Source organism: Bradyrhizobium genosp. P, from assembly GCF_049949265.1.
Taxonomy (GTDB): Bacteria; Pseudomonadota; Alphaproteobacteria; order Rhizobiales; family Xanthobacteraceae; genus Bradyrhizobium.
This window is the reverse complement of record NZ_CP188195.1, coordinates 3,334,389-3,350,071: the sequence shown is the minus strand read 5'-3', so window position 1 is coordinate 3,350,071 and position 15,683 is coordinate 3,334,389. Positions and strand designations below refer to the sequence as shown.

Sequence of the window (15,683 nt, the reverse complement as noted above, 5' to 3'; positions counted from 1 at the left end):
ACCCGAGAAACGTGATCAAAGGTAACTTGCCTCTTTTCCGCACCCACACCGCGTAGTAGCTCACCGTTTCCCAAGGACCCCGTCTTTTTGCGGAGACCGTTCATCCTTGCGCTACACCGCAAGTTGCGCTGACCCTTTTTTCAGACAACGTTGGCATGTCGATCCATTCAAATACCTCCAGCCGTAAATCGGCGGTTCTCAACACGCTTGAGAAGGAGGGCGATTGACCCGTGCGCTCGTCGCTGTAGTCGGAATCAAAGGCGATCACGTGCACCTCCTCCGAATGAGTGGACACCTGTAGTAGGCTCATAGAGCCCGGAGGTGTCGAACGGGACGTCAACGTCGGTTATTTACCGACGAGTACAAGCGCCAAGCCGTTGAGCTGGTGTTGTCGAGCGGCCGCTCGATCACGTCAGTTGGCAAGGAACTCGGGTCTGCGTGACGCGGTGCTGCGGCGCTGGGTGGATAAGGTCCCGGCTTTCGCCCATAGGCGCTAAAATAGTTGGATTGCTTGATATCGCCGCTTTTGTCTGGGTGGTTCGCGTAGGTGTCGGTGTAGTTTGGAGCGAAGTCTGCGCAGGCAAGCAATTGCGGGCTGGGGAATGATCGCTTGTCGTAGTGAAGCAAGGAGCTGGCGCAGCAGACGCCAGGCCGCTGGTCGGGTCAGGCGGCATCGGCCAAGTGGGGAGAGTCCTCGAGTTCGTCCACGAGCGGCTCGAGCAGAAGAATGATGAGCAGATGAGCAAGGATATGCGGTCTGGCGGATCGCTCGTCCGTTCCCGGAGGCCCTTTCAGGCCAATCAGGCTTTTCAGCCGCTTGAAGCCGAGTTCAATACGCCATCGCAGCCGATAGAGGGCAAGAACATCGTCCGTCGTAAAGTGCTTTGGCTCGAGCGAGGTCACCAGGATCACCCAATCTGCCGCATCGAGTGTTTGTCTGGAGAGCTGATGACCTCCTTTTTGCGCGGCCCGGCGCGCCTTGCACCGCGCATCCGCGGCAGCTTGCGCCGGCTTTCTCACCGCTACCAGACGCACCGCCAGCGGCGCACCAGACTTGCGTTTGATCCAGATTGGCCGATCGATCACGCCGCGGGCCGCGGCCTTGCGCAGTTCGGCCGCAAGATCAATCAGATCACCTTCGGCATCGAGCCAACGCGCACTCTTCCAGCCGGATCGGATCACGAAGTCCGCACCGGCCTCGCGCAGACGCCCCATGCGGTCGGGCTGCAGATAGGCGCGGTCGGCGAACTCGCATCCGCGGCACTGATGATGGCCATCCGGCAACAACGGCCCCAGGCCGGGCTGATCGACCGCTCCGATCGCGGTGTGCAGTATGCCTCAAACGCTTATCGCAACGCGCTCGCGGGCGCCGGCATCACCGCTGAGCCGCAAGGCCGATTTGCTACGACAACGCCTCGATGGAGAGCTTCTTCCATACCCTGAAGACAGATCTCGTTCACCATCGCAACTACAACATCGCGCCGAGGCCCAGCGCGATATCTTCGCCTTCATCGAGGGCTTGTACAACGACGTTTGAGAACGCCCACAGGACCGTTCTTCGCGAGGTTCTTTATCGGCATCATCCCTGGTTTGGTCGCCGAGTTTGCGTTCATGGGGCGGTCGACAAGGCGGACGATGTCGTTTTCGCTGCACCCTGGACGGATCGCAAGCAGACCGTTGGCTGGAAGTTCCAGCATGGATGTTCGACCGGACGGCCTGCCCTGACGCCGAGCTTCTGACAGCTCAGCCGTTTGTTAGCATCGATGCACTTGCGGCGCTCGCTGCGCTTCTCGATCTGGCGTTGAAGGATCGAACGCCATCAGCTGCCCCGCTTTCTGGCGCATCCAGAGGCTCTCACGACCAGAATCGGGGAGCGGCTCATGTCACGCGAGACGGCAATGCCAGGGAGCGGATACCGACACAATCGACAACCGCGGTCGCAGCAGCAGATGGATCTGTTCGGGAGCGGCCTGCCGAACGGCGCCCTCGGCGCGCCGGCATGGTCGGAGCTGCCGGCGGAAGCGCGGGCGGCGCTGACCAGTCTGATGACGCAGTTGATCCTCGGCCATGCTGCGACGACAGCGATGCCGCGCGCGAAGGAGGTCGGCCATGATCTCTGACAAGGTCAGGCCTCATCATCTCGAGCGCAAGGCGATTCTTTACGTGCGTCAGTCCTCGGCGCATCAGGTGTTGCACAATCGCGAGAGCAGCGCGTTGCAATACGCCATGCGGGACCGGCTGACGGCGCTCGGGTGGTCAGAGATCGACGTGATTGATGATGATCTCGGTCGTTCGGCCGCCGGCGGGGTACAACGCGCCGGCTTCGAGCGGATGGTAGCGGAGGTTTGCCTCGGTAAGGTTGGTGCGGTTTGCGCCCGCGAGGTCTCGCGCTTCGCTCGCAACAGCCGGGATTGGCAGCAACTCATCGAGATGTGCCGCGTGGTCGATACCGTTCTGGTCGATCAGGAGACCATCTATGCGCCAAGGCACGGCAACGATCGCCTGTTGCTCGGGCTCAAGGGCAGCCTCAACGAGTACGAACTGGATCTGTTGCGCCAGCGCTCGCTCTCGGCCCGCTACGAGAAGGCGCGCCGGGGCGAGTTGGTTGTGGCGGCGCCGGTCGGGTTCGTGAAGTCCGGCGACCGTTATGAGAAAGATCCGGATCGGCGGGTCCAGGAAGCGATCAAGCTGGTGTTCGACAAGGTCGAGGAACTCGGCAGCGCGCGACAGGCGCTCTGCTGGCTCCACGAGTACAATCTCGATCTGCCGGTAAAGCAGACCAATGGCGACACGGCCTGGCGACGACCAAGCTACTCCGCCATCCACCGGATCATTGAGAACCCGGTCTACGGCGGCGCCTATGCCTATGGTAAGACGGCTGTCGCGGCGGGATACGGTGCCGAGGGCGTGAGCGTGAAGATCCGCCGCAAGGCGCGGGACGAATGGTTGGCGCTGAAGCCCAACACCCACGATGGGTACGTGAGCTGGGAGAGGTTCGAGGCGATCCGCACCATGGTCAGCAACAACGTTCCCACCAGTCGGTATCACGGCGCGCCCAAGCATGGTGACGCGCTGCTGGCCGGTCTGATCCGCTGCAGGCGCTGCGGTCGCAAGCTCACACTCCGGTACTCCGGCATGAAGCGCCATATTCCGCGCTATAGCTGCAGCCGCGCCTGGATGGACAATGGCGGCCCTCACTGCATCGGCTTCGGCGGACTGCGCGTCGATGATGCAATCGAGGAAGCACTGCTCGGCGTCGTCGGTCCGGGCGCTATCGCCGCGGCGACCGCTGCCGCCAAGGAAGCCAGGGAACGGCGGGATCAGGTGCGCGATGCTCTCAGTCGCGACCTCGAAGCGGCGCGCTATGCCGTCGACCGGGCCTTCCGGCAATACGATGCCGCTGACCCCGCGAACCGGCTGGTGGCGGGTGAGCTTGAAGCGCGCTGGAACAGGGCGCTCGTCCACGTGGCGGAGGTCGAGGGCAAGATCGCCATGCATGATGCGGCGATGCCCGCCCCCATTGCCGATCCAGCTTCGCTTGGCGTTCCGGCCTCGAACCTCAAAACGGTCTGGGATGCGCCGACGACGGATGCTCGCCTCAAGAAGCGGATTGTGCGCACCGTCATCCATGAGATCGTGGCCGATATCGACGATGCGGCCTCCGAGATCGTCCTCATCGTCCACTGGGTCGGCGGCGTTCACAGCGAGATACGCCTGCCCAAGCGCCGGCGCGGGCAGCGCAACAGCACCTCCGCCAACATCATCGAAGCTGTGCGCCAACTGGTGCTGATCGCCAGCGACGATCTGATCGCCGGCCTGCTCAACCGCAACAGCCTCAAGACCGGTAACGGCAATCGCTGGACGCGCGAGCGTGTCACCTCGATGCGCTCGAACTATCGCATCCCGGTGTTCAAGCCCGCCGAGGACGGGATCGAGCCCTGGCTAAACCTCAGCAACGCGGCAAAGCTCCTCAAGATTGCGCCCAAGACGCTCCGGCTCGCCGCCGAAACCGACGAAATCGCAGCCATCCATCCGCTATCGGACGGCCCGTGGATCTTTGCTCGCGCCTCGCTGATAACAGCTGCCGCTCACTCTATCGCCGAGCGAGCGCGACAGAACCCAAGATACCCCACGGGATCGCATCCCAATCAGCAAACTCTCTTCTCTTCAACAACATAGACAGATGGGTGTTCTGATGCGCGATTGTACAACCGAACAAGGGTCCATTCCGCCGTGGATATATCCCCCCGATCGAAATGGAGCTAAAAGCCGCCTAAACCTGTCCACTTTCGGGGGAAGATCAGACTTTCCCTCCAATTTTGCGGTGGACTGTGGTAAATATCTTCAGTTACATAGAGAACTCCACACGTTCCATACCATGGCTGGCGCTCCGACAGACAGCTCGCAATGTCCGATCTTGGCGTAGCATATCTCTATCGTTACTCTGAGAGCGAGGATCACGCGCGTCGTTTTATCGAAGGATTGCGACGGTTTCCTGCTGGCGTGCCACACCAACTGCACGTGCTATTCAAGGGGTTTCCGGACCACCAGTCGCTGGAGCGGGCCCAAAACGTCTTCAAAGGCGTCGCTTTTAATTCGATCGAAGTCGACGATTTCGGCTACGATGTCGGCTCATATCTGAAGGCCGCGCGGCAAGCGTCTAACCGACGGCTGGTCTTTCTCAACACGTTCAGCTTTGTTCAGAGCGCCAACTGGCTGGCTCATCTGAGCAGGGCATTGGATCGTCCCGACGTTGGAATTGCGGGGGCTACTGGGTCCTGGCTGGCGCGCCCGACCGGCTATGAGGTTCAAGTCCTGCTGATCTTGAGTAGCTTTATGCGAACGGCGACTCGCTTATTCAATCATGGCAAGACAGCCGAGAGCAGTGACCTTGCCTACCAAGCCGCGCCGCGTCCCATCACTACCGTGCGCCAGGCTCTTCGGTACGCCCACGCGCCTATAGCCTACGTGAATATATTGCGACACTATAGCAGACATCCCAATCCTCATATCCGAACGAACGCTTTCATGGTTGAACGCAAGCTGTTTTTGTCGCTCAAATTTCCACCTCTGAAGACCAAGGAGCAGGCTTATCAGTTCGAGAGTGGGCGTCGATCGATGACCAATCAGATCATCGCCCGCGGGCTCACACCTGTCGTGGTCGGTCGAGATGGAAAGATTTTCAATATCGAAGAATGGCAACAATCTTCGACGTTGTGGAGGAATGAGCAAGAGAACCTGCTGGTCTCCGATAATCGCACGCGCGAATACGCTGAGGCGCACCCTGAATTCAAGAGACTGCTTGAGAACCTAGCCTGGCGTCATCCGCGTTTTTGGCAATATCCCATTTCATGGCAAAAAGTCTAGTCACCCGATCGCAGTCCGACGTCTCCGACACTCCCACAAGAAGCCAATCACGGCTTCGCGCCCTGCCATGTCCCGACAACTTGGATCTCAGCCATCCCGCTGACGGCCATCGCTTTCTTGGGGCGCTAGATTTCGCTTTATCTAATTTTGGAATCACGCGGTCAGATCGATGCCACGATCTCGTGGTTTTGAGCGAAATCGTGGACCCGAAGAAATGGACCAATTGCGGCACAGGAACGGTCGTCTACGGCTTGATCGATTCCCACCTCGCCATCCTCCGCAGCGATTCAAAGAGCCGCAGAGGCGCGAAGCTGGTCGAGTTCGGAGATAGTTGCGATTGGTACCGACCGTCCAGAGCGGTGATCGGAATCGGCTGCCGAAGTGCAGCGACTATGTCGCCCGTCTCCAACTGTTGAAAGGATCGAGTCCGATAATGCCCGAACTCGGCTATGATATAAGCGGTTCCATCGACGGGATTGACGGGCCGAGCGGCCTTGCCGCACTCTCCACGAGCACTCCGTCAATACCGGTTGACAAGCGATCGGTCGCTCCCCCAATGTGATTTGGGCTCGATTTTCGAAATACGCATAAGAAACAACACGGTAGAGACGCCGGCCGATTGAACGGCAACGGTGGGCATTGTAAATTCGTCAACGCGCATATTTTTCGCGCAAGAGATCGGCTGGACGTCTATAGAGGGCCGGCTAAACGGGAACGGGAAGGCGGATGAAAGTTGTGATATTGGCGGGCGGCTTGGGAACTCGCATCAGCGAAGAATCCCACCTGAAGCCCAAACCCATGATCGAAATCGGCGGAAAGCCAATTCTCTGGCACATCATGAAAATGTACTCCCACTATGACATCCACGAATTCATCGTGTGCCTTGGCTACAAGGGCTACGTGATAAAGGAGTATTTTTCGAACTATTTTCTGCACACGTCGGATGTGACGTTCGACATGCGCGACAATAGGATGGAAATCCACGAGAAGTTTACCGAGCCGTGGAAGGTCACGCTGGTCGACACCGGAGAGAACACGATGACTGGCGGACGGCTAAAGCGGGTCGCGCCTTATCTCCGGAACGAGACCTTTTGTTTCACCTACGGCGACGGCGTATCAGACATCGATATCACTGCACTAATTGCGGCGCATAGAAAGGCGGCCCGACAGGCCACCGTCACAGCGATCCAGCCTCCCGGACGTTACGGCGCGCTTCGCATCGACGACGGCAAGGTCGAGCAGTTCCAGGAAAAACCCGCCGGCGACGGCGCTTGGATCAATGGCGGCTTCTTCGTGCTCGAGCCATCCGTGATCGACTATATCGAGGGCGACGATACGGTTTGGGAACAGGCGCCTCTACAGACGCTTGCGGCCGAGGGGCAACTCACGTCGCACCAACATAGTGGTTTCTGGCACGCGATGGATACATTGCGCGACAAAAATCAACTTGAGGAGATGTGGGCGAAGGGCCGTGCGCCCTGGAAAAGTTGGTAGAGATGTTTTCCGATATCTATAGGGGCCTGCACGTCCTTGTAACAGGCCACAGCGGCTTTAAAGGAAGCTGGCTGACGCTCTGGCTGCAGATGCTGGGCGCACGAGTTACCGGCATTTCGCTGCCACCGGAAACAAACCCGAACCACTGGGAAGTCCTGCGTCTCGACATCAACTCGAACTTCATCGACATCCGCGACAAGGAGGCGCTGGAAGGCGCCGTTCTGAACGCGCGGCCCGACATGGTCTTCCACATGGCGGCGCAGCCCTTGGTGCGCCACTCCTACCGCAGCCCGATTGAAACCTGGGCCACCAATGTCATGGGAACGGCCCACCTGCTGGAGGCCTGTCGCAAGCTGTCCGGGCTCAAGGCGATGGTGGTGGTGACAACGGACAAGTGCTACGAGAACAAAGAGTGGGTGTGGGGCTATCGCGAAACCGATCCGCTAGGAGGCCACGACCCCTACAGCGCCTCGAAAGCAGGTACAGAGCTGGTAGCTGCGAGCTTTCGGCGCTCTTTCTTCCATGAAGCGAGCAGCCCGTTGCTGGCAACTGCGCGTGCAGGTAACGTGATTGGTGGCGGTGACTGGTCGGAAGACAGGCTGATCCCGGACGTGGTGCGGTCGATCGGTACAGGCCACTCGGTCGAGATACGCTCGCCCAACGCCACGCGGCCTTGGCAGCATGTCCTGGAATGTCTTTCCGGCTATCTTCTGCTCGGTGAGCGTCTGCTCAAGCGCGATCGGTCTTGCCTCGGAGCCTGGAATTTCGGTCCGGACCGCGACGGCAATCGAACCGTGAAGAACGTTCTTGAACAGATGCAAGACGCTTGGCCGGCAGTCGCGTGGCAACGCACAGATCAGGAGCATCCGCATGAGGCCAAGCTGCTTCAACTCGATACCAGCAAGGCCCAGAGCGAACTCGGTTGGCGACCAGTCTGGAGCTTCCAGGAGAGTATCGGGGCAACTGCCGAATGGTATCGGGCTTGGCTCGAGCGCGATGAGGTATTGAGCCGAATTCAACTCGAACGCTATGTTGCCGCGGCCAGCGCGCGCGGTCTTGCCTGGACAGCGGGCCGCGAGGCATGAAACTGGTCCAAACGGAGATCGCCGGCGTCTGGATCGCCGAGACCGACGTGCTTTCAGATCACCGCGGTTCGTTCCAACGTCTGTTCTGCGCCAATGAGGAACGGTCCTTCTTCGGTGCGCGCAGGATTGTCCAGATTAACCACTCGGTCACGCGCACTGTCGGCGCGATCCGTGGCCTGCACTTTCAGAAGCCACCGATGGCGGAAATGAAGATCGTGCGCTGCTTGCGAGGTCAGGTGTTCGACGTGGCGGTCGACCTTCGTGGCAATTCGCCCACCTTTCTGAAATGGACGGCGATCGAACTTGCACCGCACAATCGCCGTTCCTTCGTGATCCCCGAAGGATGTGCACATGGCTTTCAGGTTTTGGAGGAGAACTCCGAACTACTGTACCTGCACACAGCGTCCTATTCGCTGGCGGACGAGGGCGCCGTCCGATTTGACGATCCGACGATCGGGATCGCCTGGCCACTGCCAGTGAGAGACTTGTCCGCACGCGACTCGTCACATCCCCTTCTTGATGCGAACTATAAGGGCATAGAGCCATGAAATGCCGACACTGCCACGCGCAATTGCAACACGTGTTCCTCGACCTCGGGCACGCACCACCCTCGAACGCCTATCTGTCTGAGGTGCAGCTTCGCGCGCCGGAAACGACCTTCCCGCTGCAGATCCTCGTCTGCGATACGTGTTGGCTGGTGCAAACGGAGGATTACGCCGCGGCGGACGAGCTGTTCTCCGGCGACTACGCTTACTTCTCATCGACCTCGCAGGGATGGTTGAGACACGCCAAGGCCTATTCCGATCAGATTACGAAAGCGTTGAATCTCACGCGCGGCAGCTTCGTCATCGAGGTGGCTTCGAACGACGGATATCTTCTAAAGAACTTCGTCGCTGCGGGCATCCCCTGCCTCGGCATCGAACCTACCGCGAGCACGGCGGATGCCGCCGAGAAAATCGGTGTACCGGTGCTCCGCGCGTTTTTCGGTGCAGCGACGGCAACAACACTCGCTCAAAGCGGACGACAGGCCGACCTGATCTGTGGCAACAACGTCTACGCTCACGTGCCTGACATCAACGATTTCACCGAAGGCCTCCGGATCGCGCTCAAGCCGGGCGGCACGGTCAATCTTGAGTTTCCGCATCTCAAGCATATGATTGCCCAAAATCAGTTCGACACGGCCTATCACGAGCACTTCTCGTATTTGTCGCTGACCGCGGTGGCCCGCATCTTCGAAAAGGCCGGGCTGCGAGTGTTCGATCTCGAAGAACTGCCGACCCATGGCGGTTCCTTGCGGATCTATGGCTGCCATCAAGACGATCCGCGGCAAACGAGGGCGTCGGTAACGGCCAAGTTGACCGAGGAGAGGCAGTTCGGATTGCAGGACCTCCGCCTGTATCAAGCGTTTCAGCAAAAGGCGGAAAAGGTCAAGGACGACTTCCTGGCCTTCCTGATCGAGCAAAAGCGTGCCGGTAAGTCGGTCGCCGCCTATGGCGCCGCAGCGAAGGGCAATACGCTCATGAATTATGCCGGCCTCAAGCGCGACCTTATCAGCTTCATCTGCGATGCCGCGCCCTCCAAGCAGAACAAATTCATGCCCGGCAGTCACATTCCGATCTTGCACCCAGAAGAGCTTGCCAGGCGCAAACCTGATTGGGTCGTGATCCTGCCGTGGAACATTGCCACCGAAGTCCTGCAACTGCACGAGCAGATCAAGTCATGGGGCGGCAGGTTCGTGGTGACGGTTCCGGAGTTGAAAGTCATGCCATGAAGGTCGTGGTGACGGGTGCCACCGGCTTCGTTGGCCGTCATGTCGTTGCGTGTTTCCTGCGCGAGGGACATTCCGTTGTCGCCGTGGCTCGCGAGGTTCAGCGCGCTGCGACGATGCCGTGGCGCAAGCAAGTAGAATTGCTGGCTTGCGATCTTGCCGCGGACTTTACGCCCGTGATTGAGCATTCCGAACGGGCTGATGCACTGGTCCATCTGGCATGGCCCGGGCTGCCGAACTATCGCGGATTCTTTCACATCGGGCGCAATCTGCCATCCGATCTCGCCTTCCTGGAAGCCGCCGTCTCGTCCGGGACGAGTCAGCTAATGGTGGCCGGCACCTGCCTCGAATATGGCATGCAGTACGGGCCCCTGACAGAACAGATGGAGACGAGGCCCAATACGCCCTATGGCTTCGCCAAAGACGCGTTGCGCAAGAGCCTGGAGTTGTTGCAAAAGCAGAAGCCCTTCGCGTTGCAGTGGCTGCGGCTATTCTACATCTATGGCGAGGGCCAGAATCCGAACAGCCTGCTGGCCCAGCTTGATCTCGCGATCGAGCGTGGCGATGCCGTTTTCAACATGTCTGCCGGCAATCAGTTACGAGACTATCTGCCGGTCGAAGGCGTTGCGGCCAATTTTGTCCGGGCAGCCACCCACCCCGAGAGCTGCAATGGTGTGATTAACTGCTGCAGCGGGCATCCGATCTCGGTTTTGGACATGGTACAGCAGCGATGCGAGACCCGCGCCAGCTCGATCCGACTCAATCGCGGCTACTACCCGTATCCGGACTACGAGCCATTCGCATTTTGGGGCGTACCTGAAAAGCTCGACCGATTGCACAAAGCTTAACCGGGCCCGAAAAACAGCGTACGTCTGACTATCCGACCAACGGTGAGCGTCATGCAGAGACCACGCGCTGAGGGCTGATCTGGTAGGCTAGAAGATCTCGCGGAATGGTTTGTCGCGAGGTCACAATGTCAAAGGATAGTCGTAAGGATAGCGATAAGGATAGGCATATGCCTATCCTCGAACACGGCGCCGACACGCTGCAGCGTGTCGAGATCATCACCGGGACGGGCCGGCGTCGGCGCTGGTCGACGGATGCGAAGGCGGCTGTCATTCGGCAATATTGGCTCTGACGCAAATTCGATGATGCGCCGCTTCGCATCAGGGTGATTCACTGAGTCATTCCATCAACATAAGCATGCTCTGTCCGAGATGCGCGGTTAGCTCATGGTCGCACCTCTGTGGCCAGAAGCATGGCTGAAAAATCGAGAGTTTTTTCAACGAGATCGACCGGTGAATTTGGTGATCGGCGCGCTTCTTCATCATCGAAAGTGATGGTGTGGAACGGCCCTTCGAAACGGCATCAAAAGTGCCTAGCGTGGTCGCTTCGAGAAGCGCCACAAAGGAAGGACCGTTCCATGGAAAAGATTATCACAGTGGGTTTGGACTCGGCTAAATCGATCTTTCAGGTTCATGGCGTTGGCGAAAACGGGCAGATCATAGTTCGCCGCACTTTGCGACGATCGCAGGTGCTGCCTTTCTTTCGAGGACTCGCTTCTTGCACGGTGGGGATGGAGGCTTGCGCGAGTGCCCATTACTGGGCGCGCGAGATAGCGGCGCTGGGCCACTCGGTCCGCATGATGCCGCCAGCCTATGTAAAGCCATACGTTAAACGCAACAAGACAGACGCAGCCGATGCGGAAGCGATCTGTGAGGCGGTCACTCGTCCGACAATGCGCTTTGTACCTGTAAAGACCGCCGAACAACAGTAAGCGTGTAGGTCATCCCACGTAGCGGATGATGTTCGATTGTCAGAGAATCTCCTGGTGATTTGTCCTAGGAGTTCATGAGAGCGAACATATGTCTGATACCAAGAATTTCGAAGTTATCACAGCGGCGGCCGAGCGGCTTTCGGTGAGTCCCGGGCGGAGCTACCGCACCTGGTCGCGGGAGGAGAAGGATCGCATCGTCGGGGAAACGTTTGCGCCGGGGGCGAACGTGTCGGCGATAGCGCGCTGTCATGGGATCGATCCATCGCAGTTGTTTGCGTGGCGACGCAAGGCGCTGGCCTCGGGAATGGTGGCGCCGCTCTCTGGGGCGCGAGACCGAGCGGTTAAGTTCGCGCGCTTTGAGACCATGGCGGGGGAGATGGTGGAAATCGTCATCGGCGATGTCGTGGTGCGCGTTGGTGGAGATGTGGAGGCGGGGCGGCTTGCTGCTGTGATCCGGGCGGTTCGGCAGGCATGATCCCGGCGGGTGTTCAGGTTTACGTGGCCAGCACGCCGGTCGACTTCCGCAAGGGAGCCACGGGTTTGATGGCGCTGGTTCGAGATGGTGGGGCCGACCCCTTCAGCGGAGCACTGTACGTGTTCCGTTCGAAAAGGGCGGATCGGATCAAGGCGGTTTGGTGGGACGGCAGCGGGGTATGCCTGTTTGCCAAGACTCTCGAGGAGTCAAAGTTCTGCTGGCCGAGGATTGCGCCGACCCGGGTGCAGCTGAACCATGCGCAGTTGCTCGCGCTGATTGACGGGCTGGACTGGACGAAGGTGCGTCCGGTGGTTGTGAAGCGCCCAGAAACGGTAGGCTGACAAGCTGCGGCGAATTGAATCAGGGTGCTGAAAAGTTTGGAAGAGTGGCGGCGACTCTGCTGTGATGGCGACGATGACGACGCCCGTTACAGAGCTCCCGACGACGCTTGCCGAAGCCCACGCGCTGATCGTCGCCTTGGCGGAAGAGCGGGCGGCGATCGAGGCCGAGAACAGCCGCATTGCCGCTGCAAACACCGATCTTACGGCGATCAACAAGGCCGCCGATGCGCGGATCGTGGAGCTGACGGCGATCGTCAAAATGCTGGAGCGCACGCTTTACGGCACGCGCTCGGAACGCTTGCGCAGCGACAAGCTGAGCACGGAGCAGATCGCCTTCGTGTTCGAGGAGATTGAGACCGGCGTGTCGGCGGTTGAAGCCGAACTGGCCAAGGCTGGCGGCAAGGACATGCCGAAACGCGTGCCGCGGCCGCGCAAGGAGTTCGGGGCGCATCTGGAGCGGGTGGAGATCGTCATCGAGCCGGAGGTTCCTGCCGGGTGCGAGGGGCTGGAGAAGGTGCTGATCGGCGAGGACGTGTCGAAGCGGCTGGATGTGACGCCGGCGAAGTTCCGCGTGATCGTCACGCGCCGCCCGAAATACGCCTATCGCAACCGCGACGGCGTGGTACAGGCGCCAGCGCCTGCCCATTTGATCGAGAGCGGCCTTCCGACTGAAGCGCTTCTGGCCCAGATTGCCGTCTCCAAATATGCGGACGGGCTGCCGCTTTACCGGCAGGAAGCGATCTACGCCCGCGATCGGGTCGAGCTGGACCGCTCGTTGATGGCGCAGTGGATGGGCAAGGTCGGCTTCGAATTGCAGCCGCTGGCCGACTATGTGCTGGAAAAGGTCAAGCAAGGCGAACGGATCTTCGCCGATGAGACGACCCTGCCAACGCTCGCTCCCGGATCCGGCAAGACGCAAAAGGCCTGGCTGTGGGCTTATGCCCGTGACGACCGGCCGTTTGGCGGCATCGGTCCACCGATGGTCGCTTATCGCTTCGAGGACAGCCGTGGCGGCGAATGCGTCGAGCGCCATCTGGCAGGCTTTGCTGGCATCCTCCAGGTCGATGGCTATGCCGCCTATAATCGGCTCGCCAGGTCGGCGGGCGCCAACGAGGGAGTGCGGCTTGCAGCGTGCTTTGCCCACGTCAGGAGACGGTTCTACGAGCTTCACGTCAACGAGAGCTCGCGCCTGGCGACACAGACCGTCACCACCATGGTCGAGCTGTGGGAGATCGAGGCCGATATCCGCGGCCAGGATCCTGAGACGCGGCTGAATGCGCGCCAGCAAAGGTCCGCCCCCATCGTTGCGGCGCTGTTCGATCTGTGGGAGAAGGAGCTGCCGCGTCTGTCCGGCAAATCCAAGCTCGCCGAGGCGATCCGCTATGCCACATCCAGACGCGCCGCACTCGAGCGCTTTCTGAGCGACGGTCGTATCGAGATCGACTCCAATATCGTCGAGCGGACCATCAGACCCCAGGCAATCACAAGAAAAAATGCGCTCTTCGCGGGTAGCCATGGTGGCGGCCGCTCCTGGGCGACCATCGCTACGCTTCTGCAGACCGCCAAAATGAACGACGTCGATCCACTCGCCTGGCTCACGCAAACGCTCGAGCGCATCGCGAACCGGTGGCCGATCACTCAGATCGATGCCCTCATGCCGTGGAACTTCAGAGCCTGAACGGCTTCGGCTACACGCTTACGAACAACAAGCAGCAGGCATGATTCTGCGAACGCGAGAGATGCTGATGAGGCAGCGCAGCCAGACGGCAAACGCCCTGCGCGCACATATGGCCGAATTGGGAATTATCGCCGGGACGGGCATGGCGAGCATCGCAAAACTCTTGGTGCTTCTCCGGGACGAGAAAGACAACAGGATCCCAGGCGCCGCCCGCTTTGCCCTGATTCAATTCGCCGAGCAGATTGAGTTGCTGACAGACCGCGTAGAAAAGCTCGACAAGGAGATCTTGGTGGCCGTAAGGCAGGACGCCGATGCGAGACGTCTAATGAGCATCCCCGGCGTCGGTCCTCTCATCGCCGCTACGGTGCGCACATCTGTACTCGATGCACATGCTTTTGCGACTGCACGAGATTTTGCGGCTTGGGTTGGGCTGACCCCGAGGGCACAGTCAAGCGGCGGGAAAGAAAGGCTGGGGGCGATATCAAAGCGTGGAAATAGGCAACTACGGACCCTCTTGATCGTTGGTGCGACCTCCATCATCAAGCTTGCGAAACGAGGCTTGAAGGTTCCGCTCTGGGTTCGGACTATGCTGCAAAGACGGCCGGTCAAGGTCGTATCGGTGGCGCTTGCCAACAAGATTGCGCGCACCATCTGGGCCTTGCTGGTTAGAGGCGGCATCTATCAGGCGCCGGCGGCAATGTTGAAATCCTGAGATAAGAGCTCTCCGGCAGAAGAAGAGCTGCCGAGGAGGCAAGGTGCAAATGCTGGATGAACCTCGAATGACGACATTCCCGGCAGCAATCAGACCGCCTGACTCACTGCGCTCCGAGCGCGAGAAATTGATTGAGCGATTGCTTCCGCGGATATCATCGTGGCCAGCGGCCAGGTGCCGCGTTCACAGGCCGAACATATGACCGCACCGTCATCCCTTGTTCAACCAGAGAAAGATCTTGCAGCCCGGGCCGTTCCACATATGAGTTTGAGCCAAATTTGAACGCCGATTGACAACAAGGGCAAACCGGTCTCTCCGATCGCGCTGGAGGCGGTCAGACGCCTCGATGCGTTGTTCGAGATCGAGCGCGCCATTAACGGCTGCGGCGCCGACGAGCGGCGCACCGTGCGCCAGGAAAAGAGCAAGCCGCTTCTCGAGGACATGCACGCCTGGTTGCTGCGTGAGCGCGAAACCCTGTCGCGCTCTGCCGAGGTCCTGAAACCGATGAATTACATGCTCAGGCGCTGGGACGACTTCGCCCGCTTCCTCGACGATGGCAGGATCTGCTTGACCAACAATTGCGCTGAGCGCGCATTGAGAGGCATCGCCTTGGGAAGGCGCAACTGGACCTTCGCTGGCAGCCGGCGGGGTGCTGACCGTGCCGCCATCATGCTGACGATGATCACGACCTGTCGCCTCAACGACGTCGATCCCAAGGCCTGGCTCGCCGACGTCCTCGCCCGTATCGCAGATCTTCCCGCATCGCGTCTGCACGAACTGCTGCCCTGGGAATGGAAGCTCCTGCGCCAAGCCGACAAGCCTGCCGATCAGCAGGCCGCCTGACCTTCGCGCAACGCCATCATAGAGCTCGCCATGCCCGCGCGCATGCGTCAATCTGGCGGTCTTCGTCGTATGCGTACGCACGAACTGCTGCCCTGGGAATGGAAGCTCCTGCGCCAAGCCGACAAGCCTGCCGATCAGCAGGC

Annotated in this window: 14 protein-coding genes and 4 pseudogenes; 16 read left to right on the top strand and 2 right to left on the bottom strand. The window is 59.9% G+C overall.

Translation table 11 applies throughout. The features are described 5' to 3' along the window. Positions 1-100: 100 nt before the first annotated feature. On the bottom strand, positions 101-268 hold the full coding sequence (locus ACP2YO_RS16145) for a hypothetical protein (RefSeq protein WP_426441701.1): 168 nt from the start codon (positions 266-268) through the stop codon (positions 101-103). Between the two features lie 395 nt (positions 269-663). Then, on the bottom strand, positions 664-1,215 hold the full coding sequence (locus ACP2YO_RS16140) for a transposase (RefSeq protein WP_426443213.1): 552 nt from the start codon (positions 1,213-1,215) through the stop codon (positions 664-666). 30 nt (positions 1,216-1,245) lie between these two features. On the opposite strand from ACP2YO_RS16140, the pseudogene ACP2YO_RS16135 reads away from it, so the two are divergent. From ACP2YO_RS16135 to ACP2YO_RS16060, 16 genes and pseudogenes are all read left to right on the top strand, one after another. Continuing rightward, positions 1,246-1,528: pseudogene (locus ACP2YO_RS16135) on the top strand (transposase); the annotation flags it as partial. A 421-nt stretch (positions 1,529-1,949) separates the two neighbouring features. Beyond that, entirely contained in the window at positions 1,950-2,120 is a 171-nt protein-coding gene (locus ACP2YO_RS16130) for a hypothetical protein (protein ID WP_426439182.1), read from the top strand. Next, entirely contained in the window at positions 2,110-4,179 is a 2,070-nt protein-coding gene (locus tag ACP2YO_RS16125; RefSeq protein WP_426441700.1) for a recombinase family protein, read from the top strand. The genes ACP2YO_RS16130 and ACP2YO_RS16125 overlap by 11 nt, the downstream gene beginning before the upstream one ends. 228 nt (positions 4,180-4,407) lie before the next feature. Further along, positions 4,408-5,367: a hypothetical protein gene (locus ACP2YO_RS16120; protein WP_426441699.1), complete on the top strand. Its 960-nt coding sequence runs from the start codon at positions 4,408-4,410 to the stop codon at positions 5,365-5,367. 726 nt (positions 5,368-6,093) lie between these two features. After that, entirely contained in the window at positions 6,094-6,861 is a 768-nt protein-coding gene (gene rfbF / locus ACP2YO_RS16115) for a glucose-1-phosphate cytidylyltransferase (protein WP_426441698.1), read from the top strand. 2 nt (positions 6,862-6,863) lie between these two features. Continuing rightward, a complete protein-coding gene (gene rfbG / locus ACP2YO_RS16110; RefSeq protein WP_426441697.1) occupies positions 6,864-7,946 on the top strand; it encodes a CDP-glucose 4,6-dehydratase in 1,083 nt (360 codons plus the stop codon). Then, complete coding sequence (gene rfbC, locus ACP2YO_RS16105) at positions 7,943-8,494, top strand: dTDP-4-dehydrorhamnose 3,5-epimerase (protein ID WP_426441696.1); 552 nt, start codon at positions 7,943-7,945, stop codon at positions 8,492-8,494. The genes rfbG and rfbC overlap by 4 nt, the downstream gene beginning before the upstream one ends. Continuing rightward, positions 8,491-9,717, top strand: a complete 1,227-nt coding sequence (locus ACP2YO_RS16100; RefSeq protein ID WP_426441695.1) for a methyltransferase domain-containing protein — start codon at positions 8,491-8,493, stop codon at positions 9,715-9,717. Before rfbC ends, ACP2YO_RS16100 begins: the two co-directional genes overlap by 4 nt. Beyond that, a complete protein-coding gene (locus tag ACP2YO_RS16095; RefSeq protein ID WP_426441694.1) occupies positions 9,714-10,562 on the top strand; it encodes an NAD-dependent epimerase/dehydratase family protein in 849 nt (282 codons plus the stop codon). The genes ACP2YO_RS16100 and ACP2YO_RS16095 overlap by 4 nt, the downstream gene beginning before the upstream one ends. A 167-nt stretch (positions 10,563-10,729) precedes the next feature. Then, entirely contained in the window at positions 10,730-10,852 is a 123-nt protein-coding gene (locus tag ACP2YO_RS16090; protein WP_426441693.1) for a hypothetical protein, read from the top strand. 285 nt (positions 10,853-11,137) lie between these two features. Continuing rightward, positions 11,138-11,488 (top strand): annotated as a pseudogene (locus ACP2YO_RS16085) (IS110 family transposase); the annotation flags it as partial. Between the two features lie 91 nt (positions 11,489-11,579). Next, on the top strand, positions 11,580-11,966 hold the full coding sequence (locus tag ACP2YO_RS16080) for a transposase (RefSeq protein ID WP_426433795.1): 387 nt from the start codon (positions 11,580-11,582) through the stop codon (positions 11,964-11,966). After that, the gene (gene tnpB / locus ACP2YO_RS16075) at positions 11,963-12,307 is read left to right on the top strand and encodes an IS66 family insertion sequence element accessory protein TnpB (protein WP_426433797.1); all 345 of its coding nucleotides are present in this window, start codon (positions 11,963-11,965) and stop codon (positions 12,305-12,307) included. The genes ACP2YO_RS16080 and tnpB overlap by 4 nt, the downstream gene beginning before the upstream one ends. Positions 12,308-12,380: 73 nt before the next feature. Next, a complete protein-coding gene (gene tnpC / locus ACP2YO_RS16070; protein ID WP_426443212.1) occupies positions 12,381-13,985 on the top strand; it encodes an IS66 family transposase in 1,605 nt (534 codons plus the stop codon). A 22-nt stretch (positions 13,986-14,007) separates the two neighbouring features. Then, a pseudogene (locus ACP2YO_RS16065) lies at positions 14,008-14,697 on the top strand (IS110 family transposase); the annotation flags it as partial. Between the two features lie 297 nt (positions 14,698-14,994). Next, positions 14,995-15,540 (top strand): annotated as a pseudogene (locus tag ACP2YO_RS16060) (IS66 family transposase); the annotation flags it as partial. Positions 15,541-15,683 lie beyond the last annotated feature (143 nt).